This window comes from Streptomyces lacaronensis (assembly GCF_047337785.1).
Lineage (GTDB): Bacteria > Actinomycetota > Actinomycetes > Streptomycetales > Streptomycetaceae > Streptomyces > Streptomyces lycopersici.
Window position 1 is genome coordinate 965,218 of sequence record NZ_JBLHDK010000003.1, and the last position, 22,217, is coordinate 987,434.

Below are 22,217 nucleotides of genomic sequence, written 5' to 3' on the forward strand. Positions count from 1 at the left end.
GCGCGCAGGGCCCGGCCGGGGGAGAAGTCCATGGATGCCGTTTGAGCCCAAAAGAATACCGGGGTACAGTACGACGGCTCCGCTCCCCCACCGCATTCGACGTCCACACCCCCATAGGTGGTTTGACATGCGCGCGTCGCACTTAGGTGAATGTTGTACGGTCCTGGTAGAGGATCAGGCGCTCGATGAATTCCTCGAGGTGGCCGTCGGTGAGTACCGGCGCATCACCTCCGAGACACCACTGCCGTGCTTCGCTCTCCTCGTGGGTTCGGCGGACCAGGCGACCTTGACCGTCGAGCGCGTCGCGTTCGGCCGCAATGCCCGTGCCACCGACCCGGCCGCGCGCCGTGAGTTCACCGAGTCGATCGTGCCGCTCTTCGGCCCGGCGTACGAGAACGAGACACGTGGCTGGTGGATCGACTCCCACGACCTGCTGAGGGCCTCGCGCGAGGCCGAAGCCGACGGTCTGGAGATCCTGGGGTCCGTGCATATGCACCCGGACTGGCATCGCATCGGCCCACCGGAGGAGCGGCAGCTCATCCTCAGCGAGCGCCCGACCCCGATGGACCAGCACGTCTTCGGCAACACCGGCTGGCCCGTCAATCTCATCTGCTATCTGGAGCGTCGCGGCGACGTCATGTACCACGCCCTCGCCGCCTGGGCGCCGCCCCCACCCGAGAGCCCTCACCTTCCGTGCCCCGAACTCCCGCTGCGGATACGGACCCGGGCCGTGGCCGGGGTGTGAGGTCGGTGATCACCGCGTTCCCCACCATGATTCCCACTCCCGACCGGCCACCCCGCCGGTTTCCGACCGCTGGAGGAATTGCCCATGTCTGACGCGTCCACCCCGGACCGGCCCAAACTGCGGCATCTGGCCATTGTCGCCCGTGACCCCGAGAAGCTGGCCGAGTTCTACAGCGGAATCTTCGACATGGAGCTCTTCCACCGGGATCCCGATGGCAGTTGCTTCCTCTCCGACGGGTATCTCACCCTCGCACTGATCAAGCATCAGCTCGACGGCGAAACCCCGTTGGGCATGAACCACTTCGGTTTCCATGTCGCCGACACATCCGAGATATCCGCCGCTCTGGTCGCCTCGGGCGCCGATGAGCCCGCCGAGCGCTTCACCAACCGCCCGTTCGCCGAGTACCGGGCCATCGACCCGGAGGGCAACTGGTTCGACCTCTCCGCCCACGGCTTCGGCGGCCCCCGCCCGGCCGCCGAAACCGACGACGCGTAACGGAGCACGGGGCGCCGACCGCAGGGAGCGGCGCCCCGCACACACGTCAGTCGACCCGCCGCGCCAACACCTGCCCCGGCCACTCCCCGGACAGGAAGCGCTCGGTGGGAGTGAAACCGTTCCGCTCGTAGAACGCGACCAGTTCGCCCCCGCCCCCCGCCCAGCAGTCCACCCGCAGCAGCTCCACCCCGGCCCGCCGGGTCTCCTCCGCCGCATGGGCCAGCAGCGCCGCCCCGATACCCAGGCCGATGTGCCGTCGGTCGGAGACCAGCAGCCGGACGTATCGCTCGGGTTCGTCGGCCGGGGCGATCGGCATCTGCGAGCTGGGCCCGGAGTCCAGCACCAGGGCCCCGACAGGTGTCCCGCCGAACTCCGCCAACTCCGCGATGAACGGGGTGTTCTCGGTCAGATACCGCTCGACCCGCGCCACCCCTCCGGGCCGCCGCGAGTACGGCATCGTGCCCCACTGCTCGGTGTTGCCGCGATCGTTCATCCAGACCACCGCGGCGTCGAGCATGTCCAGCACCGCTGGCGCGTCGGCCGGATCGCCCGGTCTGATCCGTATGGTGTGCGTGGTGTCGTTCACGGCGGAAGTCTAGACAGAAAAATGCACGGAACGACCGGTCGATCGAATAGGCGTTCAAGCGGATTACGAAATTCCCCGGCTGAGCGGGAGTTTCGCATCAGACTTTCGGCTGGTTGTGTGCTGCGAGTGATTCGGCCTGGGACTACGGTGTTTCCGAGGGTCTGGCAGAACGAAATCGGCGGCACCGGGGCATGGCGGCATTGGGGAAAACCGTATTCGGGCGACAGTGCGAAGAGCGTCAGTGGAGTCACCCCGCGGTGTTTCTGGCGGTCTACGCCAATGTCGCCGCCCGTCTGGGAGAGCCGGAGCAGGTATCGGCCCGGCAATTCCACCGATGGCGTGAGCCTGATCCACCGTACCCGGGACCATCGAGCCAACGCGTGCTGGAGGACATGTTCGGCGCATCGCTGGAACACCTCGGTTTCCCCCTCCCCCAGCGGCACCGCGGCACATCGCCATCCGGTGACGCGGGCTCGGCGCTGCGGTTCGCCGTGCTGGGGCCCGTTCGCATCTGGCGTGGTGAGCAGGGGCTCCCGGTCCTCAGGCCGCTGGAGCGCGCCGTGTTGTGTGTGCTCCTGCTGCGCGGACGGACCGCCACCGCGAGCGAGCTGGTCGACGGGGTGTGGGGAGACACCCCGCCACCTCAGGCGATCGCCAGCTTACGCACCCACGCCTTCCGCCTTCGCCGAGCGCTGGGGCCCGGTGTACTGGTGTCGGAGGCGGGAGGGTACGCGCTGCGAATACGGCCCGGGGCGCTGGACCTCGCGGTGTGCGAGGACTACGAGGCACGAGCGAAACGTGCCCGGACGGAAGGGGAGTTGACCGGCGCGCGAAAGCTGCTGCACATGGCGGTGGAGCTGTGGGAGGGGCGGCCGTTGGCCGGAGTTCCCGGTCCGTACGCCGAGGCCCAGTGCGCCCGTCTGGAGCAGTGGCGGCTGTCCCTGCTGGAGGCGCGCCTCGAGCTCGACCTGGAACTGGGCCCGCACACCGACGCGGTCTCGGAGCTGACCGCGCTGACCGCGGAGCACCCGCTGCGGGAGCGGTTGCGCACGCTGCTGATGACGGCGCTCTACCGGAGCGGCCGGCAGGCGGAGGCGCTGGGTGTGTACACCGACACCCGCCGCGTCCTGTCCGAGGAACTCGGCGTGGCGCCCAGCGCGGAACTCGCCCGGCTCCATCAGCGCATCCTGCGCGCCGACCCCACACTCGCCGGGCCACGAAGGCTCCCGGCCGGGACCAAAGCCGCCCTCACCGCCACACCCGCGCCACGTCCGGCACAACTCCCGGCGAAAATCGCCGATTTCACCGGACGCACCGCCGTCATGGACACCTTGCGGAAGCGGCTGCGGCCCGCCCAGGGGACGGTGATGACGATCTCCGTGGTGCAGGGGCTCGGCGGGGTGGGCAAGACGGCCCTGGCCGTATGCGTCGCGCAGGCGGTCCGGGAGCGGTTCCCCGACGGGCAGCTGTTCGTCGATCTCATCGGCCACAACGCCCAGCCCGCCGACCCCGCGGCCGTACTGGGCACCTTCCTCCGTGCGCTGGGCACCCCGCCCGCGGAGATCCCTGAGGGGCTGCCCGAGCGGGCGGCGCTGTACCGCTCGGTCCTGGCCGACCGCCGGGTGCTGGTCCTGCTGGACAACGCCCACGACACGGCACAGGTGCGCCCGCTGCTGCCCGGCTCTCCGAACTGCGCCGCGCTGATCACCAGCCGCACCCCGATGGCCGGGCTCGACGGCGCCCGTGTGGTCGACCTCAGCATCATGGACCGGCCCGAGGCGCTGGCCCTGTTCACCCGCATCATCGGCGACGAGCGGGCCGCGGCCGAGCCCCACGCCTGCCGCAAGGCCGTGGCTGCCTGCGGCTATCTGCCCCTGGCCATCAGGATCGCCGCCGCCCGGCTGACGACCCGCCCCGCCTGGACCGTGCGCAACCTGACCGACCGCCTGGCCGACGCCCACCGCCGCCTGCACGAACTGCGGGCCGGGGACCTGGCCGTCAAGACGAGCTTCGAGTTCGGATACACGCAGTTGGGACCCCCGCAGGCACGGGCCTTCCGGCTGCTCGCGCTCACCTACGGACCGGACATCTCCCTGGCCGCGGCCGCGGCCATCCTCGGCGTCACCACGCAAGAGGCCGAGCGATTACTCGAGTCACTCGTCGACACCAGCCTGCTGCATTCGCCCGAGCCCGGCCGCTACCGCCACCACGACCTCGTGCGCATCTACGCGCGCGACCGCGCCGAACGGGATGAACCACCGGCAGGCCGCGCGGTCGCGATAGCGCGCATGCAGGACTTCTACGTGGCCTCGGCGGCACGCGTGTACGCCATGGGACGACCGGGAGACCGCCTCGTCGACCAGCTGATATCCACGGACCACCCCGGGCAGGACTTCCCCGACGCCCGCACCGCGCTGGACTGGCTCCTCAGCGAAGCGGACTGCCTCCTCACCTGCGCCCAGCAGGGCGCCAAGTCCCTGGAGAGAGGCGCCGTCCGCCGCGCGGCGGACCTCCTCCTGGTCACCCGGGACCTGGTCGAGTCCGGTACGCACTATCTCCAGTACGAGGCGGCGGCCCGTTCGGTGGGCAATGCCGCCCACATCGCCGGGGACACGGCCGCGGAGGGCCGGGCCCGCCTGGCGCTGGCGGGGATGTTCCCCGTCACCAGGGGCCAGCAGCAGGCCGACGACGAGGCCCGCCGCGCGGGCCTGCTCGCGACTGCCGCGGGAGATCCGACCGCCGCCTGCCACGCGTTGAACGTACGTGGCGTCGTGGCGATCTACCAGCAGCGCTACGAGGACGCGGAAGCACATCTCCGCGAGGCACTGCGTGGCTTCCGGGCCGACGACAACCTCGCCTGTGTGGCCAGTGTGTTGTCCAATCTCTCCCGGGTACACGCCGCCACGGGCCGGGCCGACAGCGCCGTCGACCTCGCCGCGCGGGGAGTCGACCTCCGGCGGAGCCTGGGCAGCACCTGGCGCATCGCCAATGGCCAACTCTCCCTGGGAGTCGCTCTGCACCGGGCAGGACGGCATGCCGCGGCAGTGGGCGAACTGCTGGAGGCGCTCAGCACCTTCCGCGACCACCGGCAACGGCTCTGGGAGGGATCCACCCACGCCCGGCTGGCCGAGGTGTACCTCGCGTCGAACCACCCGGCCGAGGCGGCCACACATGCCGAGCAGGCACTGGCTCTCGGCTCCATCGGCAACAAGTGGCGCCGCGGGTCGATCCTGAGCGTGCTGGGCCAGGCGTTGGAGCAACTGGGGCAGCCGGACAGGGCCCGCGCATGCCGCCGCAAGGCCGAGATGTCCTGGGTCTGGTGGAGCCCCTGATCGTGCGGCAGGCGGCCCCCGAGCGGCTGAGCTCTGTTTTGCGGGCAGGCACGGTCGGTGTCCTGGGCACGGAGATGGTGGCTTCGCAGTCACCGCCCGCCGCCGCCACGCCACCACCCGATGTGACGGAGTGCGAGGTCAACCAAGTGCCGCCCGACGCGACGGCGTTCGGTGCGAACTACGACCGGCTGGTCCGGGTGAACCGTGAGTACGACCCGACCAACTTCTTCAGCTACCCACAGGCGGTCGGCACCTGACGTCTCGCGGGGCTTGACAGCCGATCGGGGCCTTCATACGTTGCTCATCTTCCCCTTTTCGGGGCGGGGTCGCATGAACCGTGGTGCGGCTGGGACGTCCCGAAGGGTTTCGCGGTGCGCGCATGGCTCCCCGACGCTCGTGGCCACCGCCGACTGTTTTCCGCGCTGTCCATCGATGCCCTGGGCACCGGCCTCTTCCTGCCGTTCTCCATCCTCTACTTCACCGCGACGACCGACCTGACCCTCGGCAGGGTCGGACTGGCCTTGTCCATCGCGGCGTTGGTGCGCATTCCGGCGACACCTGGTGCCGGGATGTTCTGCGACCGGTTCGGCGCGCGGAACACGGTGGTGGTCTCCAACCTCACCCAGGCGGTCGGGTTCTTCAACTACCTCTTGGTGGACTCCTTCGGTCATCTGGACACCTCAGGCGACACTCACGCCGTGTCTGTCAACGCCACACCAGAACGCCACGCCCCCTCAGCACACGCATCCACGAGCGGCTGGGCGAGCGCCCTCCGCGACCGGCCCTTCCTCGGCTTCGTCGTGCTCAACTTCGGCCTCGCCCTGCTCTCACTCGCCTTCGGCCTCGGCGTTCCCGTCTTCCTGGTCGACACGGTGCACCTGCCGCCGTGGATGCCCGGCACCGTCCTCGCGGTCAACGCCGTACTCGGCGCGGCGGGCGCCACGCCCGTCGGCGCCGCCATCACGGGACGCAGCCGAAGCGGCAGCCTCATGGCCTCGCAGGCCATCGTCGGCTGTGCGTTCCTGGCGGTGCTCTGCTGCGCGTACGTGCCGTCGGCATTCGGCGTCGGCCTCGCTCTCGCCGCGGTCGTCCTGGTGACCCTCGGCGAACTCATCCAGAGCCTGATCATGTCCCCCATCGTCAACGACTGTGCCACGGCGGCGAGTCGCGGCCGATGCAACTCGCTCTCCCAAATGGCCTTCAGCATCGGCGACGTCGTCACACCCGCCCTCACGACCACACTTCTCGCCCATGGACCGGCCGCCGCCTGGATCCCGTTGGCAGCCCTCGCCACGGTCAACATGCTCGGCATCGCCCTGCTCACCAACCACCTCCCCGCGATGCGGCGACGCGTCAACCACCCGGCCCCCACCGAAGCCGACAGCCGCGGATAGACACCGACAGGCGAGGAGCCGGGACGTCGGCCGCCTGTCGGTGCCGCCGGTGAGAATGCCGGACATGATGACACCGATCCATGCCGATGGCTTCGATCAGGTCGCGGTCTGCCGCGATGAGGAAACCGGGCTCCAGTCGGTCGTCGTGATCCACGACACGACGCTCGGCCCGGCCCTGGGCGGAGTGCGGATGCATCCGTATCCCGGCGAAGGCGCCGCCGTGGCGGACGGCCTGCGCCTGGCAGAGGCCATGACGCTCAAGGCCGCGGCCGCCGGGCTGAGACTGGGCGGGGGCTGGAGCATCATGATCGGCGACCCGGCGCGCCACAAGAACGAGGGGCTGCTGCGGGCACACGGCCGTGCCCTCGCGGCCTTCGAGGGGCGGTTCATCCCGGTCAACGACATCGGCACCACGCAGGCCGACATCCGTGTGATCGGGCAGGAGACCTCGCCGGTGTGCGCGGCCGGGGATCCCTCTCCCCTGACGGCGCTGGGGGTGCTGGAGGGAATCCGTGCCTGTCTGCGCGCCTCCGGTGGTGACGGCGACCTGGCCGGGGTGCGGGTCTGCGTCCAGGGAGTGGGCAATGTGGGATCGGCCCTGGCCGATCTGCTGGCCGTGGAGGCCGCGGAGTTGATCGTGGCGGACACCGACCCCCGCCGGGCGGACGCCGTCGCGGCGCGGCACGGCGCTCGGGTCGTCGCACCGGAGGCGGCGCCGACCGTCGCATGCGATGTGCTGGCGCCCTGCGCGCTGGGCAGCGTCGTGACCGACGAGACGCTGCCGCGGCTGGACTGCCGCATCATCGCCGGTGGCGCCAACAACGTGCTGGCCACGCCCGCTCACGCCGCCATGCCTCAGGCGCGCGGAATCCTCTACGCACCCGATTTCTGCGTGAACGCCGGCGGCCTGATCCTCCTGGAGGAGCAGCTCCTCGGCCACGACAGCGCACACGCCGAGGCACGCGTCCGTCACATCGGTGTCCGCGTGGCCGAGGTGATCGACCGCTCCCGGCGCACGGGCGTAACCACCGCGGACGCCGCCACCGAACTCGCCCGGGCACGACTGCGCCCGTGACGCGCCGCGCGGACGGACCCGGCGGCCGGCGATGGCTAGAACCGCGGCATTCCGGAGGGCGGTTCCGGGATCGCCCGCCTTGCCGTCACCGCCTCGATGAACTCCTGTGGCGGGAGGTAGCCGTGGGCGGCCACATAGTGGAGGACGAGATTGGGGGCGATGAGCCATCGGCCGTCGCGGGCCAGGAGTCTGATCTCGGCGCTGCCGAGGGTGACCTCGGTGCCGTCGACGTTCACCACGACGGGGTAGGGCGGCTTTCCCTCCGGGTGCGGGAGGGTGCAGCTCTGCCAACCCCGCGTACGGTTGGTGGAGTTGTCCCGGCAGAGGACCGCGAGCGCGTGGACGAATTCCGTCGGCACCTCACCGCGGGGAAACTCCTCCTGCCGCTCCAGCCATCCGACATTGACCGCCTGGACCCCCTGGGGCACCCCGATACCGGGGGTGGAGGCATAAGGGGAGCCGTCCTCGTACCGCACCGCGTGTTCCTCTCGTACTCGTGGGGCACCGCTGATGGCCGCTGCCCCGGCGACTGTACGACGCGGCGCGCTCCACACACCGAGCGGGTCAGCGCGCCAGCCGTCCCAGCAGCGAGGAGGCCGCCGTGATACCGGCCGCCGCGGCCAGCACCAGGACCGCGTAGTCGAGTGCGAGGTGGTGCGGGGTGGTTGCCTGATTTAACTGTGAGTGATGCCGGGGAAGCACCGCGTGGGCCCGCTCGACGTGGGCACCGGTCAGCGAGCATATGGGACCCGGCATGCCGGTCCGCACGGACCATTCGGACGACGAAGCATGGCGGGCCGTCGTCGACCTGCTCAATCGGCCCGACCGCAACGGGTTCGCGGTGCGCACCTATCTGGTCGACAACCGTGCGTTCACCGGGGCGAGCCCGGATGACGTGCTCTCCGCTGCCGCCGCCGAACCAGCGCTCGAGGTCGTGTTCCTGGCCGATGCCGCCACCATGACGGGCGAGCACACCCTGCTCGCGGTGTCGACCAGAAGCCAGGAGTTGGAGGACGGAGACATGGAACTCGCGCGCGAGTTCCGGCTGTTGCCCCCGGAAGTCAATCTGATGCACGTGAACCTGGCCATCGGGCATATGAACTTCTGGGAATTCGCATATCACGCGTCACTCACCGCGGACGGCATTCTCCGCATGTGATCGCATATCGACAGTCGACTCCAGACTCGACAGAGGGCGGTAGCGGAACTCAAGAGGCTGCTGTCTGCCGATCGGGTCATCACCTGGGGTCCCGAGTACGCGGCGGGCACCGCGCTGTGGAACGGTGCGGTGGCCGCCATGACCGGGCCGGCACTGGCCCCCTACGTGTACGGCGGCAACACCGCCCGGCCACTCGCGATCAAGGAAACCGTCGACGCGGACGGCGTGTTCCGGGGCACTCCCCTGTTCGAAGGCGGCGCCCCACGCGCTGAGCCACAGATGACTCAGGACCGCGGCCGTGGGCCATATCCATCCAACGTATTGACATATCAATTGGGTGAGATCACTCTCTTCGCATGGCCGAACGTGACCTCCCGCTGTACGAGCAGATCCGCCGGGAGCTGGAGGGCAAGATCCGGGACGGCCGGTGGCAGCCCGGGACCCGGGTACCCACCGAGGCCGAGCTCGGAGAACAGTTCGGTGTCTCGCGGATCACCGTGCAGCGCGCCCTGCGCGAACTCGTGGACGCCGGGCTGGTCGTCCGGTACCGCAGGCACGGCACGTTCGTGGCGCAGACCACCGACGAGGAGAATCTGCTCCGCTCCGCGGGCGTGCTGACCAGCGGGCCCGAGGCCCACGGCGACCACCGGGTGATCAGCGCCAAGGTCCTGCCCGCGGGCGGCGCGGCCCTGCGGCTGCCCGGCCTGGACGACAACGACGCCGTCGTACAGCTCGATCGCCACAAGCTGAGCCCCGACGGCAGCCGCGTGACCGGCACGGAGCTCGCCGTCCTGCCCTTCCGATTCGCCCCCGACCTGCTCGACCAGGATCTGGTCACCATCACGAGCCATATGTATCTCCGCGACCGCGGCGTGCCACTGCAACGCTCGCGGCTCTATGTGGAGCCGTACAACCTGGACGAGGAGCACGCCGAGCTCTTCGGCCTGAAGCCGGGTACCGCGGTCTTCCGCTGGCTGCGCACTACCTGGGCGGAGAACGACGAGGTGGTCGAACACCTCGAAATGATCCTGCCGACCGACACATCCCGCTTCTACGTGGAGACCTCTCTCCAAGGCCGCTGACCCCTGTTCGCCTCCCCGCCGAACCGTTTCCCCGCGTCCTCTCTCCCTCCGGCCACCCCTCGTTTCGCCCTTCCCTCCCGCCTCCTCCGGTCGCGGGAACGGCACTTCCATCCCTCATCGCAGGAGGTAGCCATGCCATCCCCCCGATCAGCCCTGCCCGCCTTGTGTGCCGTGACCAGTGCCCTCACGCTCACCGTCGCCGTCACCGGCTGCGGCGCCCCCAAACCCTCCGCCGGTGGCGGCGAGGGGGGCGCCCTGGTGGTGGCCGGCTACGGCGGCTCGTTCGAGACGGCGTTCCGCGACTCGGTCCTGCCCGCGTTCGAGAAGAGCTGCGGCTGCGAGGTCACCTACATCCCCGGCTCCTCCACCGACACCGTCGCCAAGCTCAAGGCGCAGCGCGCCAATCCGCAGATCGACGTGGCGCTGGTGGACGACGGTCCCCAGGCGCAGGCGCTGGAGGCCGGGTTGCTCGCGTCGATCGACACCAAGGTGGTGCCGGTGGACGACGTGGTGAAGATCGCCCGGATGGAGAACGACTCGGGGGTGGGGTTCGGGCTGACGGCCACGGGCATCGCCTACAACCCCGAGTGGTTCGAGGATCATGGCATCCCCAAGCCCACCACCTGGGAGGATCTGGCCAATCCCAAGCTGAAGGACAAGGTGGTCCTCCCCTCGATCACCAACACCTACGGGGTGGGGCTGCTGGTCGGCGCGTCCAAGGCGAACGGCGGCTCGGAGAAGGATGTCGACCCTGGTCTCACGGCGGTCAAGAAGATCGCCAAGAACGCGGCGACGTTCGACACCACCGCCGATGTGTCCAACTACTTCCTCCAGGGCCAGGCCGCCGCCTCGGTGTGGGGGGTGTCGCGCACCTCGACGCTGGCGGAGAAGGACTTCCCCATCGAGTTCGTCTACCCCAAGGACGGTGCGATCGGCCTGGTGACGACGGCGAACGTGGTCAAGAAGGCACCGCATGAGGTGCTGGCCCAGAAGTTCGTGGCGCATCTGCTGGAGCCGTCCGTCCAGCGGGCGCTGGCCAAGGCGACCTACGACGGCTCGGTGGTCCAGGGCGTCAAGGAGGACCCCGCCCTGAAGAACAAGGTCGTCAGCACCGACAAGGTGGACTCCCTGCTGAAGCTCGACTGGAAGACCATCAACAAGAACCGCTCCGCCTGGACCGACAAGTGGAACAAGCAGGTGGAGAGCAAGTGACCGCGGGGACGGACACCGTGGGCAAGGAGAGCGCGCCGGCCGGGACGGACACCGCCACGCGGGCAGGGAGCACCCGCGGGCGGCTGGTCCTCAAGGGGATCCACAAGGCCCTCGGCGGCAAGGAGGTCGTCCGTGGCATCGACCTGACGATGGAGCCCGGGGAGTTCCTCACCCTGCTCGGTCCGTCGGGATGCGGCAAGAGCACCACGCTGAACATGGTGGCGGGCCATCTGCTGCCCGACTCCGGCGTGGTGGAGGTGGACGGCCGCGACATCACCCGGCTCCCGGCGAACCGGCGGGCCATGGGCATGGTGTTCCAGTCCTACGCCCTCTTCCCTCATATGACGGTGGCGGAGAACATCGCGTTCGGCCTGCGGATGCGCAAGGTCGGCGCCGCCCGGCGCAGGCGCAGGGCGGCCGAGGCCCTGGAGCTGGTGGGGCTCGACGGCATGGGCGAGCGCTATCCGCGCCAGCTCTCCGGCGGGCAGCGCCAGCGCACGGCCCTGGCCAGGGCGCTGATCGTGGAGCCCGATCTGCTGCTGCTCGACGAGCCGTTCTCCAACCTCGACGCCCAGCTCAGGGTGCGTCTGCGCGAGGAGGTCGCCGCCCTCCAGCGCCGGGTGGGCACCACCACGATCCTGGTCACCCACGATCAGGACGAGGCGCTCGCGGTGTCGGACCGGATCGCGGTGATGGCCGAGGGGGCGATCCATCAGCTGGACGTCCCCGAGACCGTGTATCTGCGTCCGGCCACGGACTTCGTGGCGCAGTTCGTCGGCGAGGTCAATGTGCTCGACGGGATCGCGGCGGGGGCGGCCGCCGAAGGGCACCGCTGCCGGATCGGTGACACCCACCTCGTCACGGCGACACCGGTGGGCACCGCGCCGGACGACGGCGAGGCGGTACGGCTCTATGTGCGGCCGGAGGCCGTACGGGTGCTGGCCGTACCCGAAGCCGTGTCCGGGAAGGGCCGCTCGGCGAGCACACCTGACAATACGGCGGCGGAGCCGGGGCTTCCCGGCACCGTCGAGGCCACCCGTTTCCTCGGCACCCGCGTCCGCTGCGTCGTGGCCACGGCCGCGGGACGCATCGAGGCCACGCTGCCGTTCGGTTCCGAGGTGCCCGGACTGGGCGAGGAGGTGATCTGCGCATGGCAGCCGCAGCACGCGTCGCTGACGGCACGGCCCTGAGGCCCGACGGCTCGGCGCCGACGCCGGGGGTTCCCAGGCCGGTCAAGAAGCGCGGCCCGTGGCGCACCGGTCTGCTGCTGGCCTCCCCCGCCATCGCGGTACTCGCCCTGCTCTTCGTCGCACCGCTGTTCATGCTGGTGTACAACAGCTTCCGCACCCAGACGGGCGATCCCACGCTGCACAACTACACGCGGTTTCTCGGGGACTCCTTCTACCGGGATGTGCTGTGGCACACCTTGTGGATCGGCGCGCTGACCACCCTCGGCTGCCTCGTGGTGGGCTACCCGTTCGCCGTCTATCTGCGCGGCCGCTCCCCCAGGGCACGCAACTACCTCTCCCTCGTACTGCTGTCGCCACTGCTCATCTCGATGGTGACCAGGGCGTACGGATGGCTGGTGCTGCTCGGTCCGAAGGGGCCGATCGCGGACGGGTTCCACGCCCTGGGCCTGGACGCGCCGAAGATGCTGTACAACGACACCGCGGTCGTGATCGGCATGGTGCATGTGATGCTCGCGTACATGGTGCTGCCACTGATGGGCAGCCTGGACCGGATCGACCCGGCCCTCACGCCGGCGGCCAAGGGCCTGGGGGCGAGCGGCTGGACGTGCTTCTGGCGGATCACCGTCCCGATGTCCTTGCCGGGGATGCTGGCCGGTTCGCTGATCGTGTTCAGCCTGACCGTCTCCAGCTTCGTCACCCCGGCGATCCTGGGCGGGCCCACGGTGAAGCTGATGCCGTACTTCGTCTACACCGAGGCGACGTCCAATCTGAACTGGCCGTATGCGGCGGCGATCGGCTTCGTCCTGATCGTGGTGACGACGATTCTGACGGCCGTGTACGCCCGGCTGCTGCGCGGGCGTGGCGGCAAGGAGGTGTTCGCGTGACCACGGCAGCGGAAACTGGAACGTCAACGGAAGCGGCGACGGCAACGAGCAAGGCCGCGGGCGAGCAGATCGCGGCGGGCGCGGGCGGGCGGGCGAGGCGCCTGCTCGGAGCCGTGTTCGCCGCGCTCGTCGGCCTGTTCCTGCTGGCGCCCGTGCTGGTGACCATCGCCTCCTCGCTCACCACGACCAGCTACGTCACCTTCCCGCCCGAGGGGCTGACCCTGCACTGGTACGCGGAGCTGCTGAACCGCCCCGAGTTCCTGGACTCGTTCCTGCTCAGCATCGGCGTGGCGGCGGGAGCGGCCGTGGTGTCCACGGCGCTCGGGCTCGCCGCCGGGCTGGCCATCCACCGCTATCCGTTCCCGGGGAAGTCGGTGCTGGACAGGCTGTTCTCGAGTGCGTTCGCCGTGCCGACGATCGTGCTCGGCATCGGGCTGCTCCAGTGGTACGCCCAGCTCGGCATGGCGTCCAGCCCGCTCACCCTGCTGCTGGCGCATCTGGTGCTGACCGTCCCGTACACCGTGCGCCTGGTGCTGGCCGGGCTCGCCGGGCTCGACCGGTCGGCGGAGCTGGCCGCCGCCGGGCTGGGTGCGAGGGCGCCGCAGGTGTTCTGGCATGTGACGCTGCCCGCCGTGCGCGGGCCGCTGATCGCGGGGGCGTTCTTCGCCCTGATCACGTCCTTCGACGACCTGACGATCGCGTTGTTCGTGGTGACCACGGACATGCAGACCCTGCCGGTGCGGATCTTCAACTACCTCCAGTACAACTACGACCCGACCGTGACCGCCGTCGGCACCGTGATGGTGCTCTTCGCCGCGGTGGCCGTCGTCATCATCGAGCGCGTCGTCGGTGTCGCGCATCTGTTCGGGGCCGACCCCGAGCACTGACCTTCGTGCCAAGGAGGATTCCCGTGCGAGTTGTGGTCATCGGAGCCGGAGTGGTGGGCGCGGCCGTGGCGGCGGAGCTGGCCGCGCGTGGCGCCCGGGTCACCGTGCTGGAGGCCGATCACCCCGGAGCGGGCACCACCGCGAACTCGTTCGCCTGGATCAACAGCGCGAACAAGGAGCCGGAGCCGTACTTCGCGCTCAACCACGCCGGTATCCGCGCACACTACGAGTTGGCCGGGGACGGGGCGCCGTGGTTCTTTCCCGCCGGAAACCTGGAGTGGGCGGTGACGGACCGGCACAAGGAGGTGCTGGCCGGGCGGGTGGAGCGGCTGAGGGCCAGGGACTATCCGGTGGAGTGGATCACCGCGGAACAGGCCCGGGAGCTGGAGCCGGACCTCGCGCCGGCACCGTCCCACGCTGTGTTCGCCTTCTTCCCCGAGGAGGCGTACACCCTGCCCGTGCTGCTGCTGTCCCGGCTGCTGGGCGCAGCCAGGGACCGTGGCGCGACGGTGGTCGGCGGCGCCAGGGTGACCGCGATCGAACACGGCCCGACCGGAGCCACGGTGATCTGCGCCGACGGAGACCGCCACCCGGCGGACACGGTGGTGAGCTGCGCGGGCCGGTGGACACAAGAGGTGGCCCAACTGGCCGGTGCGCACGTCCCCATGGCGGACCCGGATCTCGCGGGCTCGGCCACGGTGGGCTTCCTCGCCACCACCGCACCTGCGGTCGCGCGGCTGTCCCGCGTGTTGACCGGCCCACGGCTGAACGTCCGCCCGGACGGTGGCGGTCGGCTGCTGCTCCAGGCCCTGGACCTGGACGCGACGGCGGACCCCGCCAAGCCGTACGCGCCCGACGGCGAGATCGCCACCGCCATGCTGGCCCGCCTGCCCGAGGTGCTGAACGGCGCCGAGGGCACCGTGGTGGAGAAGGTCCGGGTCGGCCGGCGCGCCATGCCGGGCGACGGCTTCACGGTGGCGGGCTTCCCCGCCACCGGCGTTCCGTTCTATGTGGTGGTGACCCACAGCGGCATCACCCTGGCCCCGCTGCTCGGCCGCCTGGTCGCGGACGAGCTCCACGGCAATGAGTCCCCCCTGCTGAAGGACTTCCGGCCCGGCCGCTTCACCTCGGGCGCGGTCCTGCCCCCGCCACCTCCGGCCCGCCGCCCCGGCGAACAGTGAGACGGGCGCCCGGAGCAATGCTCCGGGTCATGAGGCGCCATCCGACCGCCGGGCCCGGCACACCGGACCCGGCGGGTCGAACGGGGCTCAGGGGCCGTCTGCGCAGTCGAGTGCCGTGAGGTCGATGGCGTCGGCCAGCGCCTGCATCCCCTTGTCGTTGGGGTGCAGATGGTCTCCGTTGTCGAAGAACGGCAGGATGCGCTCGGGGTCGTAGGGGCTGCGCAGGGCGCGGTCGAAGTCGGTCACCGCGTCGAACTCACCGCTGCTTCGGACGAAGGCGTTGACCTCCTGGCGCACCCCCTCCGCCGCCACGTCCCATTCGCTCCAGCCCTTGAAGGGCCCCACGGTGGCACCGACCACGCACATGCCGGCCGCGTGCGCCCGCTCGATGATCCGGCGGTATCCGGAGATCATGTCCGCTGCGGTGACGCCGGTGTGCGCCTTGATGTCGTTGACCCCCTCGAAGAGGAACACGGTCCGCACGCCCGGGAGGGACAGGACATCACGGTCGAGCCGGTTCAGGGCGCTCTGCCCGGCACCGTCGGCGAGGACCTTGTTGCCCGAGATCCCCTCGTTCGCCACTCCCTTGACGTCGGTGGCAGCCTGCCGCAGTCGGCGCGCGAGGTAGTCGGGCCAGCGGCGGTTGAGGTCGGTGGTGGACTGCCAGCCGTCGGTGATGGAGTCGCCGAGCGCGGCCACGGCACCGGTCGCGGCGGATGTCCGGACGGTGGCGGCGTCGAGGTAGAACCAGGAGCCGGTGGTATCCGTCCAGTGGGCGGCGCTCTCCTCCCCCGTGTGATCGCCCTGGGTCGTGTACGACGTCTGCATCGCCATCCCGTGGCCCGTCGCCGGACCGGCCGCGTCGGGGGTGTGGAGGCTGACGACCAGGTTGCTGGCGGCGGGCAGGCTGCCGGGCAGGGCATCGCTGAGCACCACCTCGCCCGCCGGGATGGTGACGGTGGGCCCGCCGCCGAAGGTCAACCGCCGGTTGCTGCCCCGCTTCAGCTCGGCGCCCGACTTCTGCACGCCGACGTAAGAGCTGTCGAGGGTCAGCGGCCGGTCGCCGAAGGCGTTGGAGAGGCGGATGCGCAGATCGCTTCCGCCGACACTGGTGTGCACGACCATCCGGTAGCCGCGGTCCGGTGTCCCGTCTCCTACGCGATCCGCGCTCGCCGCCCAGGTGACGACGTCATGTCGTCCGCCCGCCGCCGCGGCGGGTGTGGCGTGCAGCGCGACGGCCGCGAGCAGTACGACACCGAGGCCACCGATGGCGGCGCGGCGAGCCATCATCGGGCGAACCCCTTCAGCGTGACGGACCCGCCGGGCTCCAGGCGAACCGTGCGGGAGGTGGAGCCATGGGCCACCGTCGTCGTCCGGCCGCCGACGCTGCGGATCGTGACCGACGTCGGCACCCCTTGCCGCCAGCGCAGATCGACGACGAAGCCGCCTCGCGCGGCCAGTCCCGTGACCGAGCCGGACGCGGCCCAGGCGTCGGGCAGGGCGGGGAGCAGTTCCAGGTGGCCGGGTCGCGAGTACAACAGCATCTCGCTCATCGCCGCCGGGGTGCCGAAGTTGGCGTCGATCTGGAAGATGCCACGGCCCTTCTCCACCTCGTAGATGTCGAAGAGGTTGAACGCGGTGCCATTGCTGCCGTCGGTGGAGGGGCGGAGGTTGTTGGCCACGAGCTGGTATGCCGTGTCGGCGTCCTTCAGCCGCGCCCAGCACGCGGCCCGCCAGGCGTTGGCCCAGCCGAAGCTGTTCATGCCGCGCGCGGTGAGCAGGGCGGTGGCCCCGTCCACGAGCTCCTGGGGAGTGGAGCCGTCGGGGCGGATGCGGTCGCCGGGGAACAGGCCGATCAGCGGGGACAGATGGCGGTGGGTGGTCTCCCCGAGGTTCTCGGGGGACATCCACTCCTGGAGCCAGCCGGTCTTCGGGCTCACCTCCGGCAGGTACAGCTTCTTCCGCAGCGAGGCGATCGTGTCCGCGTAGGCGGTGTCCTTCCCCAGCTCGGCGGCCGCGGCGGCGAAGTTGCCGAACAGCGCCCACACCAGCTCCTGGGCGTAGGTGATGCCCTTGGCGTCCTGCGGGCCGTGTTCTGGCGACCAGTCCTTGTCGTCGATCAGCACCTCCCCGGAGGTGCCCGGGAGGGTCGTGGTGAGCAGCCGCGCCTCCCAGAACTCGCAGGCGCCCTTGAGCAGCGGGTAGATCTTCGCCAGATACGCCCGCGACTGGGTGTACTCGTAGTGCTCGTACAGGCTGTTGCTCAGCCAGGCGTTGCTCGCGGGATGCCACCACCAGCCGCTTCCGCCATGGATGTTGGTGGAGAAGGCGACGGTCCAGCCGGCGACCTTCTCTGTGGAGTTGCGGTAGCGGTTGCGCGGGTCGTTGAAGAGGTCGTGGGTGAGCTTGGCCCAGGACGGGAGCTGGGCCAGGCAGTAGTCGGCGAAGGCGTCGAAGCACGAGGACAGGCCCGCGCGGTCGGCCATCCAGTAGTTCATCTGGATGTTGATGTCGGTGTGGTAGTCGCCCATCCAGTCCGGGTCGTTGCCGTCCAGCCACAGGCCCTGGAGGTTCAGGGGGAGGCTGTCGCGCGAGCCGGAGATCATCAGATAGCGGCTGAACTGGAGGTAGGCCGACTCCAGTTCGGGGTCGGGCACACCGTCCCGGGCGCGTGCGACAAGGCGCTCCCAGGTGTCCAGGGAGCGCTGGGCGTCCGTGGAGGTGCCGAGCGAGAGGGTGAACCGCTCGTACAGGCGGCGGTAGTCGGCGATATGGGTGCGCCGCAGAGTGTCCGCCGACTGCCGGGCGGCGGCGAGCACCTTCGTACGGGCCAGCTTCTCGGGGTCGAGGGTGGGGTCGCGGTAGCCTCGGTCGGCGTCGGGCGCGTAGTTGGTGCCGCCGCTGACCACGACCGTGAGGTCCTTGCAGCCGGAGAAGTCGACGCGAGTGCCGTTGACACGGACCCGGCCGCCGCTGCCGTACGCCGTGACCGCCGCGCCGTATCGCAGGCCGTTGGGGAAGGACGCGCCGAACGACTCGGCACTCGCGGGCTTTTCGCCGTGGGTGCCCTCCAGTGTGACGCTGCCGGTGTAGCGGCCGCCACCGCTCTGTGTGAAGTGCAGGACGATCGCGTCATCGGGGTGGCTGGCGAAGATCTGGCGCCGGTAGGTGACGCCCGAGTGGACGTAGGAGCTGGTGACCAGCCCTTGCGTGAGGTCGAGGGTGCGGCGGTAGCCGTTGACGCCGGACAGGTCGTGGTCGGGGATGTCCACGGTGAGTCGGGCCAGCAGGGTGAACGAGCCGAAGTCGCCGCGTCCATAAGGGAATTGGCCATCGGCGTCGAGGGTGTCGTTGAGACCGCCGGTCCACATCGTGGCGTCGGTGATCAGCAGCAGTTCGCGGCCGGGGTCGTTGCTCGCGAGGGCGCCGAGGCGGCCGTTGCCGACCGGCAGGCCCTGCTCGATCAGCGACCCCTCGTCGCCGGGGGCCCGCCACCACAGCTCGTCATGTGAGGTGCCTGTGAGCGGCGGGGTGTCGGCCGGGCGCCGGGGCGCGGCGGAGGCGGTGAAGGCGGGCAGGGCGCCGAGGGTCAGGGTGAGTCCGGCCGTCGCCGCGAGGGACAGCGCCGTTCGTCTGTTGGGGTCCGTGCCGGAGTCTCCGCTGAGTTCTCCGTCGGGGTCTCTGCCGGTGTCGGTCGGGCGGGGGTTCATGGCGGCTCCAGGCGTCTGAGATCGGCAGATCGGCAAGGGGCCCGGCCGAGGGGCCGGGCCCCTTGGTGTTCAGGAGGACTTCGGCACGTCGATCCGGTCGATGTCCGGTGCGTAGCCGGAACCGCTGTCGAACGTGATGGTGTTGGAGCCGGCCTTGAGCGTCACCGGAACGTGGACACTATTGACGGTGGACCAGTCGCCTGTCGAGGGGAACTTGTGGCGAGTGGCGCCGCCGCCGTTGGCCGAGACATCGGCGGAGCGGGCGTCACCGCTGACGTAGGCCACCTTGATCTGGTAGGTGCCGGCCTTGTCCACGACGACGTCGTTGATGGTCAGCTTGGACCCGGTGTAGAGGTTGCCGACCTTGTGGCCGTCGGAACAGGCCGCGCAGTCGGCCACGGCGGCGTTGCCGCCGAGGGTGTTCGCGGAGGACTCGGCCTCGATACCGGTCCATGTGAGCGCGTCGCCGCGCGGGCTGACCGTGAGGAGGCGGGAGCCGTGGGCGGGCAGGGTTTGGGTGATCCCGTTCTTGTGAGTGCCGAGGTTCTCGTGGTTCCACAGATCACGGACCGCGGCCTTGCCGGTGAAGCCGAGCGTCGACCAGTCGGCGGTCACCGAGGCCGGCCTGTCGGCCAGGTTGAACAGGGCGACCGTGTAGCTGCCGTCGTGGTTCTTCGCGGCCCACACCTGCTGGGGGTCGGACGGTGTGACCGGCCGCGCGGGCGGGGTGTCGCCCTGGTTGACGGCGATGACCTCGCGGTTGGTCAGCAGCGACAGCCCGTAGGAGTCCAGCTTGGTCACATCGTCGCCGGTGTAGAGCGGGGACTTGGCGATCGCCCACAACGTGGCATAGCTCTGCCGCTCGGCCTTGGTCAGGCCGTCCATCTCGCCATTGCCCACATCGAGGGAGTCGAGGTCGTTCCAGCCGCCGGGGCCGGCGTGCCGGGTCCAGGCCGGGGTGTCGTCCCAGCGGTCGTCGACGGAGTTCTCCCAGCTGACGAGCGTGTTGCAGTAGCACTCCACGTCGGTGTCGACGCGCCAGCCGTTGGAGTGCTTCTTCCAGTCGTCGGCGTGCCCGATGTCCAGGGACCAGGACAGCTCCAGATGGATCGGGCGGCCGGTGGCGGAGATCGCCTTCTGCCAGGCGGCCACGTCGGCGACGTTGTCGTAGTTGTCGCCGCTCTTGAAGGAGCCGGGGCCCACACCGTCGAGCTTGAGGAAGTCATAGCCCCAGTCGGCGAACATCCGCGCCTGGGAGTCGATGTACTTCTGTGCGCAGGGATCGGAAAAGTCGATCTTGTACGCGCTGTCCCAGCCGTTGGTGGTGCGCAGGTCGTCGTAGACGATGTCGGCGGTGGTGCAGCCCTCGGCGTTCCAGATCGGCACCTTGCCCCCGCCGTACGCCTCCTTCTCCAGGCCGACGGGCAGATAGATACCGGCCTTGAGGCCCTTGGAGTGGATGCGGTCGGCGACCGACTTCATGCCGCTGGGGAAGCGCACCGGGTCGGCCTTCTGCCGCCCGTACTCGTCGAACTGGGGCGTCCACGCGTAGTCGCGCCACCAGCCGGCGTCGATGTTGACGTACTCGTAGCCGTACTTCTTGAGCTTGGTGGCGAGGGCGTCGGTCTGCTTGAGGACGTTCGCCTCGGTGAGGTAGCTGTAGTCGCCGTTCGGGTTGAGGCCCGGATACTTGGACGACTGCATGCTCCAACTGGACCAGCCCATATAGGGCTTGGTGGCGGTGGCGGTGGCGGCGGTGGCGGCGCCCGAGGACGCCGGGGTGGCCGTGGTGGCGTTGCCGTTGCCGGGCTGTGCCCGCGCCGCCGGGGCGGCCGTGGCGAGGCCCGCGGCGAGGGCCAGGACGACGAGGGATCTCAGACCGCGTACGGGCATGACGGGGTACGAGGGTGACCGCATGGGTCTGCCTCCTGGAGGTGTGGTTCGGGGAACGGGGTGGCGGGGAGATGCGGCGGGATCGGGGGTACGGCGGCGGAGGTCGCCCTTGTCTCAACCGACGGTGAGGGGCTGCGGCTCTCCTCCTCGTACGCGCTAGTTCGCGTCTGATCTGATGAAGGACTGGATGGCGGTGGCCGCGGCTCCACGGGCCCATTCGTCGAAGGGCAGTGGCCGGGTCTGTACGTCGCACCGCGCCGCGGAGCCGAAGGCCGCCGTGGCGAAGGCGTCGCGGATGTGGTCGGCGAACAGGTCGTAGGCGGCCAGCCCCTCGCCGGAGATGATCACGCGTTCGGGGCCGAGCAGATTGGCGACGGTGGCGATACCGCGGCCGATGGCGTCCCCTGCCCGTGCGTAGATCTCCCGTGCGCCGGCGACCCCGTCATGGGCCAGTCCGGCGGCCTCGACCGCGTCGGCCACCTGGACCCCGGTGGCCACGCGGACCTGGCGGACGATGGCGTCGTCGCTCGCGATGGCCTCCACACAGCCGCGGTTGCCGCAGTGGCAGCGGGGGCCCGCCGGGTCGACGGTGACATGTCCGATCTCGCCGGCCACGCCGTGGGCTCCGGCCACCACCCTGCCGTGGACCACGAGACCGCAGCCGATGCCCGCGCCGACCGTCACGACGGCGAAGCCGGACAGTCCCACGCCCGCCCCGAACCACTGCTCGGCCACGGTCAGCGCGCGCACGTCGTTGTCGACGGTCACCGGCAGCCCCGTGGTCATGGCGGCGAGTTCGGCGAGTGGCACATCGCGCCACTCCAGGAAGGGCGAGTAGCGCACCACGCCCTCGGCACGGTCCACATCGCCGGAGACGGCCACGCCCAGGCCCGCCACGCGCACGCCGAGGCCGTCCGCCTCGATGAGCAGCTCCCGGACGAGTTCCGCGGCCGTCCCCAGCACCGCCTTGGGGTCGCGGGCGGGGAGGGGGATGTGCCGGGCGACGAGGATCCGGCAGCACAGGTCGGTGAGCACACCGATGATCGTGTCCCCGGTCACCTTGACCCCGATGAACAGCGCGCGGCCGCCATCCACCCGCACCAGGTTCGCGGGGCGCCCGAGTGCCGGGCGCGCGTCCTCGTCCACGTCCTCCACCAGGTAGCCGGCCTCGATCAGGGGACGGACCGCCTTGGTGACGGCCGCGGCCGACAGCCCCGCCCGCCGCGCCACTTCCAGGCGGGTGAGGGGGCCCTGCGACAGGACCGTGGTGAAGATCTGCGAGGCGGCCGACGTGTGCGCCGGGAACGACTCGACAGCGGAGGGCGAGGACATGGCCGGGAACCTAGGCCCCTTATTTTTCGCTGTCAATGAAAGAAGCAAGAATCTCCTGAG

At 70.2% G+C, this 22,217-nt stretch carries 20 protein-coding genes; 13 read left to right on the top strand and 7 right to left on the bottom strand.

From position 1 onward, the window contains the following. The first annotated feature begins 127 nt into the window (after positions 1–127). Both ACMTAK_RS05125 and ACMTAK_RS05130 read left to right on the top strand, forming a co-directional pair. A complete protein-coding gene (locus ACMTAK_RS05125; protein ID WP_413805029.1) occupies positions 128–745 on the top strand; it encodes an MPN domain-containing protein in 618 nt (205 codons plus the stop codon). Between the two features lie 84 nt (positions 746–829). Then, the gene (locus ACMTAK_RS05130) at positions 830–1,240 is read left to right on the top strand and encodes a VOC family protein (RefSeq protein WP_413805030.1); all 411 of its coding nucleotides are present in this window, start codon (positions 830–832) and stop codon (positions 1,238–1,240) included. 46 nt (positions 1,241–1,286) lie between these two features. Here ACMTAK_RS05130 and ACMTAK_RS05135 read toward each other — a convergent pair whose 3' ends face one another. Beyond that, positions 1,287–1,826 carry a GNAT family N-acetyltransferase gene (locus ACMTAK_RS05135; RefSeq protein ID WP_413805031.1) on the bottom strand — a complete coding sequence of 180 codons (540 nt, stop codon included), beginning with the start codon at positions 1,824–1,826 and terminating at the stop codon, positions 1,287–1,289. Between the two features lie 380 nt (positions 1,827–2,206). On the opposite strand from ACMTAK_RS05135, the gene ACMTAK_RS05140 reads away from it, so the two are divergent. The 4 genes from ACMTAK_RS05140 to ACMTAK_RS05155 all read left to right on the top strand — a co-directional run bounded on the left by ACMTAK_RS05140 (position 2,207) and on the right by ACMTAK_RS05155 (position 7,627). After that, positions 2,207–5,158, top strand: a complete 2,952-nt coding sequence (locus tag ACMTAK_RS05140) for an AfsR/SARP family transcriptional regulator (RefSeq protein WP_413805032.1) — start codon at positions 2,207–2,209, stop codon at positions 5,156–5,158. Beyond that, the gene (locus tag ACMTAK_RS05145; RefSeq protein WP_413805033.1) at positions 5,146–5,415 is read left to right on the top strand and encodes a BBE domain-containing protein; all 270 of its coding nucleotides are present in this window, start codon (positions 5,146–5,148) and stop codon (positions 5,413–5,415) included. The genes ACMTAK_RS05140 and ACMTAK_RS05145 overlap by 13 nt, the downstream gene beginning before the upstream one ends. A 114-nt stretch (positions 5,416–5,529) precedes the next feature. Further along, complete coding sequence (locus ACMTAK_RS05150) at positions 5,530–6,552, top strand: MFS transporter (protein WP_413805034.1); 1,023 nt, start codon at positions 5,530–5,532, stop codon at positions 6,550–6,552. Between the two features lie 64 nt (positions 6,553–6,616). After that, complete coding sequence (locus ACMTAK_RS05155; RefSeq protein WP_413805035.1) at positions 6,617–7,627, top strand: Glu/Leu/Phe/Val dehydrogenase family protein; 1,011 nt, start codon at positions 6,617–6,619, stop codon at positions 7,625–7,627. A 35-nt stretch (positions 7,628–7,662) separates the two neighbouring features. Here the strand turns inward: ACMTAK_RS05155 and ACMTAK_RS05160 are convergent, their stop codons facing one another. Both ACMTAK_RS05160 and ACMTAK_RS05165 read right to left on the bottom strand, forming a co-directional pair. Beyond that, on the bottom strand, positions 7,663–8,103 hold the full coding sequence (locus ACMTAK_RS05160; RefSeq protein WP_413805036.1) for a DUF7919 family protein: 441 nt from the start codon (positions 8,101–8,103) through the stop codon (positions 7,663–7,665). An 88-nt stretch (positions 8,104–8,191) separates the two neighbouring features. Beyond that, positions 8,192–8,383 carry a hypothetical protein gene (locus ACMTAK_RS05165; RefSeq protein ID WP_413805037.1) on the bottom strand — a complete coding sequence of 64 codons (192 nt, stop codon included), beginning with the start codon at positions 8,381–8,383 and terminating at the stop codon, positions 8,192–8,194. Here ACMTAK_RS05165 and ACMTAK_RS05170 point away from each other — a divergent pair. The 7 genes from ACMTAK_RS05170 to ACMTAK_RS05200 all read left to right on the top strand — a co-directional run bounded on the left by ACMTAK_RS05170 (position 8,382) and on the right by ACMTAK_RS05200 (position 15,222). Then, positions 8,382–8,786, top strand: a complete 405-nt coding sequence (locus ACMTAK_RS05170) for a DUF6924 domain-containing protein (RefSeq protein ID WP_413805038.1) — start codon at positions 8,382–8,384, stop codon at positions 8,784–8,786. The two genes, ACMTAK_RS05165 and ACMTAK_RS05170, sit on opposite strands and share 2 nt — an antisense overlap. Positions 8,787–9,142: 356 nt before the next feature. Beyond that, positions 9,143–9,868, top strand: coding sequence for a GntR family transcriptional regulator (locus ACMTAK_RS05175; protein ID WP_413805039.1), 726 nt, complete (start codon positions 9,143–9,145; stop codon positions 9,866–9,868). Between the two features lie 171 nt (positions 9,869–10,039). Next, positions 10,040–11,080 (top strand): ABC transporter substrate-binding protein, encoded by a 1,041-nt coding sequence (locus tag ACMTAK_RS05180; protein WP_413805040.1) that lies wholly within the window; start codon positions 10,040–10,042, stop codon positions 11,078–11,080. Further along, on the top strand, positions 11,077–12,270 hold the full coding sequence (locus ACMTAK_RS05185) for an ABC transporter ATP-binding protein (protein ID WP_413805041.1): 1,194 nt from the start codon (positions 11,077–11,079) through the stop codon (positions 12,268–12,270). Before ACMTAK_RS05180 ends, ACMTAK_RS05185 begins: the two co-directional genes overlap by 4 nt. After that, the gene (locus ACMTAK_RS05190; RefSeq protein WP_413805042.1) at positions 12,231–13,154 is read left to right on the top strand and encodes an ABC transporter permease; all 924 of its coding nucleotides are present in this window, start codon (positions 12,231–12,233) and stop codon (positions 13,152–13,154) included. Before ACMTAK_RS05185 ends, ACMTAK_RS05190 begins: the two co-directional genes overlap by 40 nt. After that, positions 13,151–14,041 (top strand): ABC transporter permease, encoded by an 891-nt coding sequence (locus ACMTAK_RS05195; protein ID WP_413805043.1) that lies wholly within the window; start codon positions 13,151–13,153, stop codon positions 14,039–14,041. The genes ACMTAK_RS05190 and ACMTAK_RS05195 overlap by 4 nt, the downstream gene beginning before the upstream one ends. Before the next feature lie 23 nt (positions 14,042–14,064). After that, positions 14,065–15,222: an NAD(P)/FAD-dependent oxidoreductase gene (locus ACMTAK_RS05200; RefSeq protein WP_413805044.1), complete on the top strand. Its 1,158-nt coding sequence runs from the start codon at positions 14,065–14,067 to the stop codon at positions 15,220–15,222. 87 nt (positions 15,223–15,309) lie between these two features. Here ACMTAK_RS05200 and ACMTAK_RS05205 read toward each other — a convergent pair whose 3' ends face one another. The 4 genes from ACMTAK_RS05205 to ACMTAK_RS05220 all read right to left on the bottom strand — a co-directional run bounded on the left by ACMTAK_RS05205 (position 15,310) and on the right by ACMTAK_RS05220 (position 22,157). Beyond that, a complete protein-coding gene (locus ACMTAK_RS05205) occupies positions 15,310–16,512 on the bottom strand; it encodes an SGNH/GDSL hydrolase family protein (RefSeq protein ID WP_413805045.1) in 1,203 nt (400 codons plus the stop codon). Beyond that, on the bottom strand, positions 16,509–18,932 hold the full coding sequence (locus ACMTAK_RS05210) for a glycosyl hydrolase family 95 catalytic domain-containing protein (protein ID WP_413805046.1): 2,424 nt from the start codon (positions 18,930–18,932) through the stop codon (positions 16,509–16,511). Before ACMTAK_RS05210 ends, ACMTAK_RS05205 begins: the two co-directional genes overlap by 4 nt. A 69-nt stretch (positions 18,933–19,001) precedes the next feature. After that, on the bottom strand, positions 19,002–20,849 hold the full coding sequence (locus ACMTAK_RS05215; RefSeq protein ID WP_413805047.1) for an alpha-galactosidase D: 1,848 nt from the start codon (positions 20,847–20,849) through the stop codon (positions 19,002–19,004). A 132-nt stretch (positions 20,850–20,981) separates the two neighbouring features. Then, complete coding sequence (locus ACMTAK_RS05220) at positions 20,982–22,157, bottom strand: ROK family transcriptional regulator (protein WP_413805048.1); 1,176 nt, start codon at positions 22,155–22,157, stop codon at positions 20,982–20,984. Between the last annotated feature and the right edge of the window lie 60 nt (positions 22,158–22,217).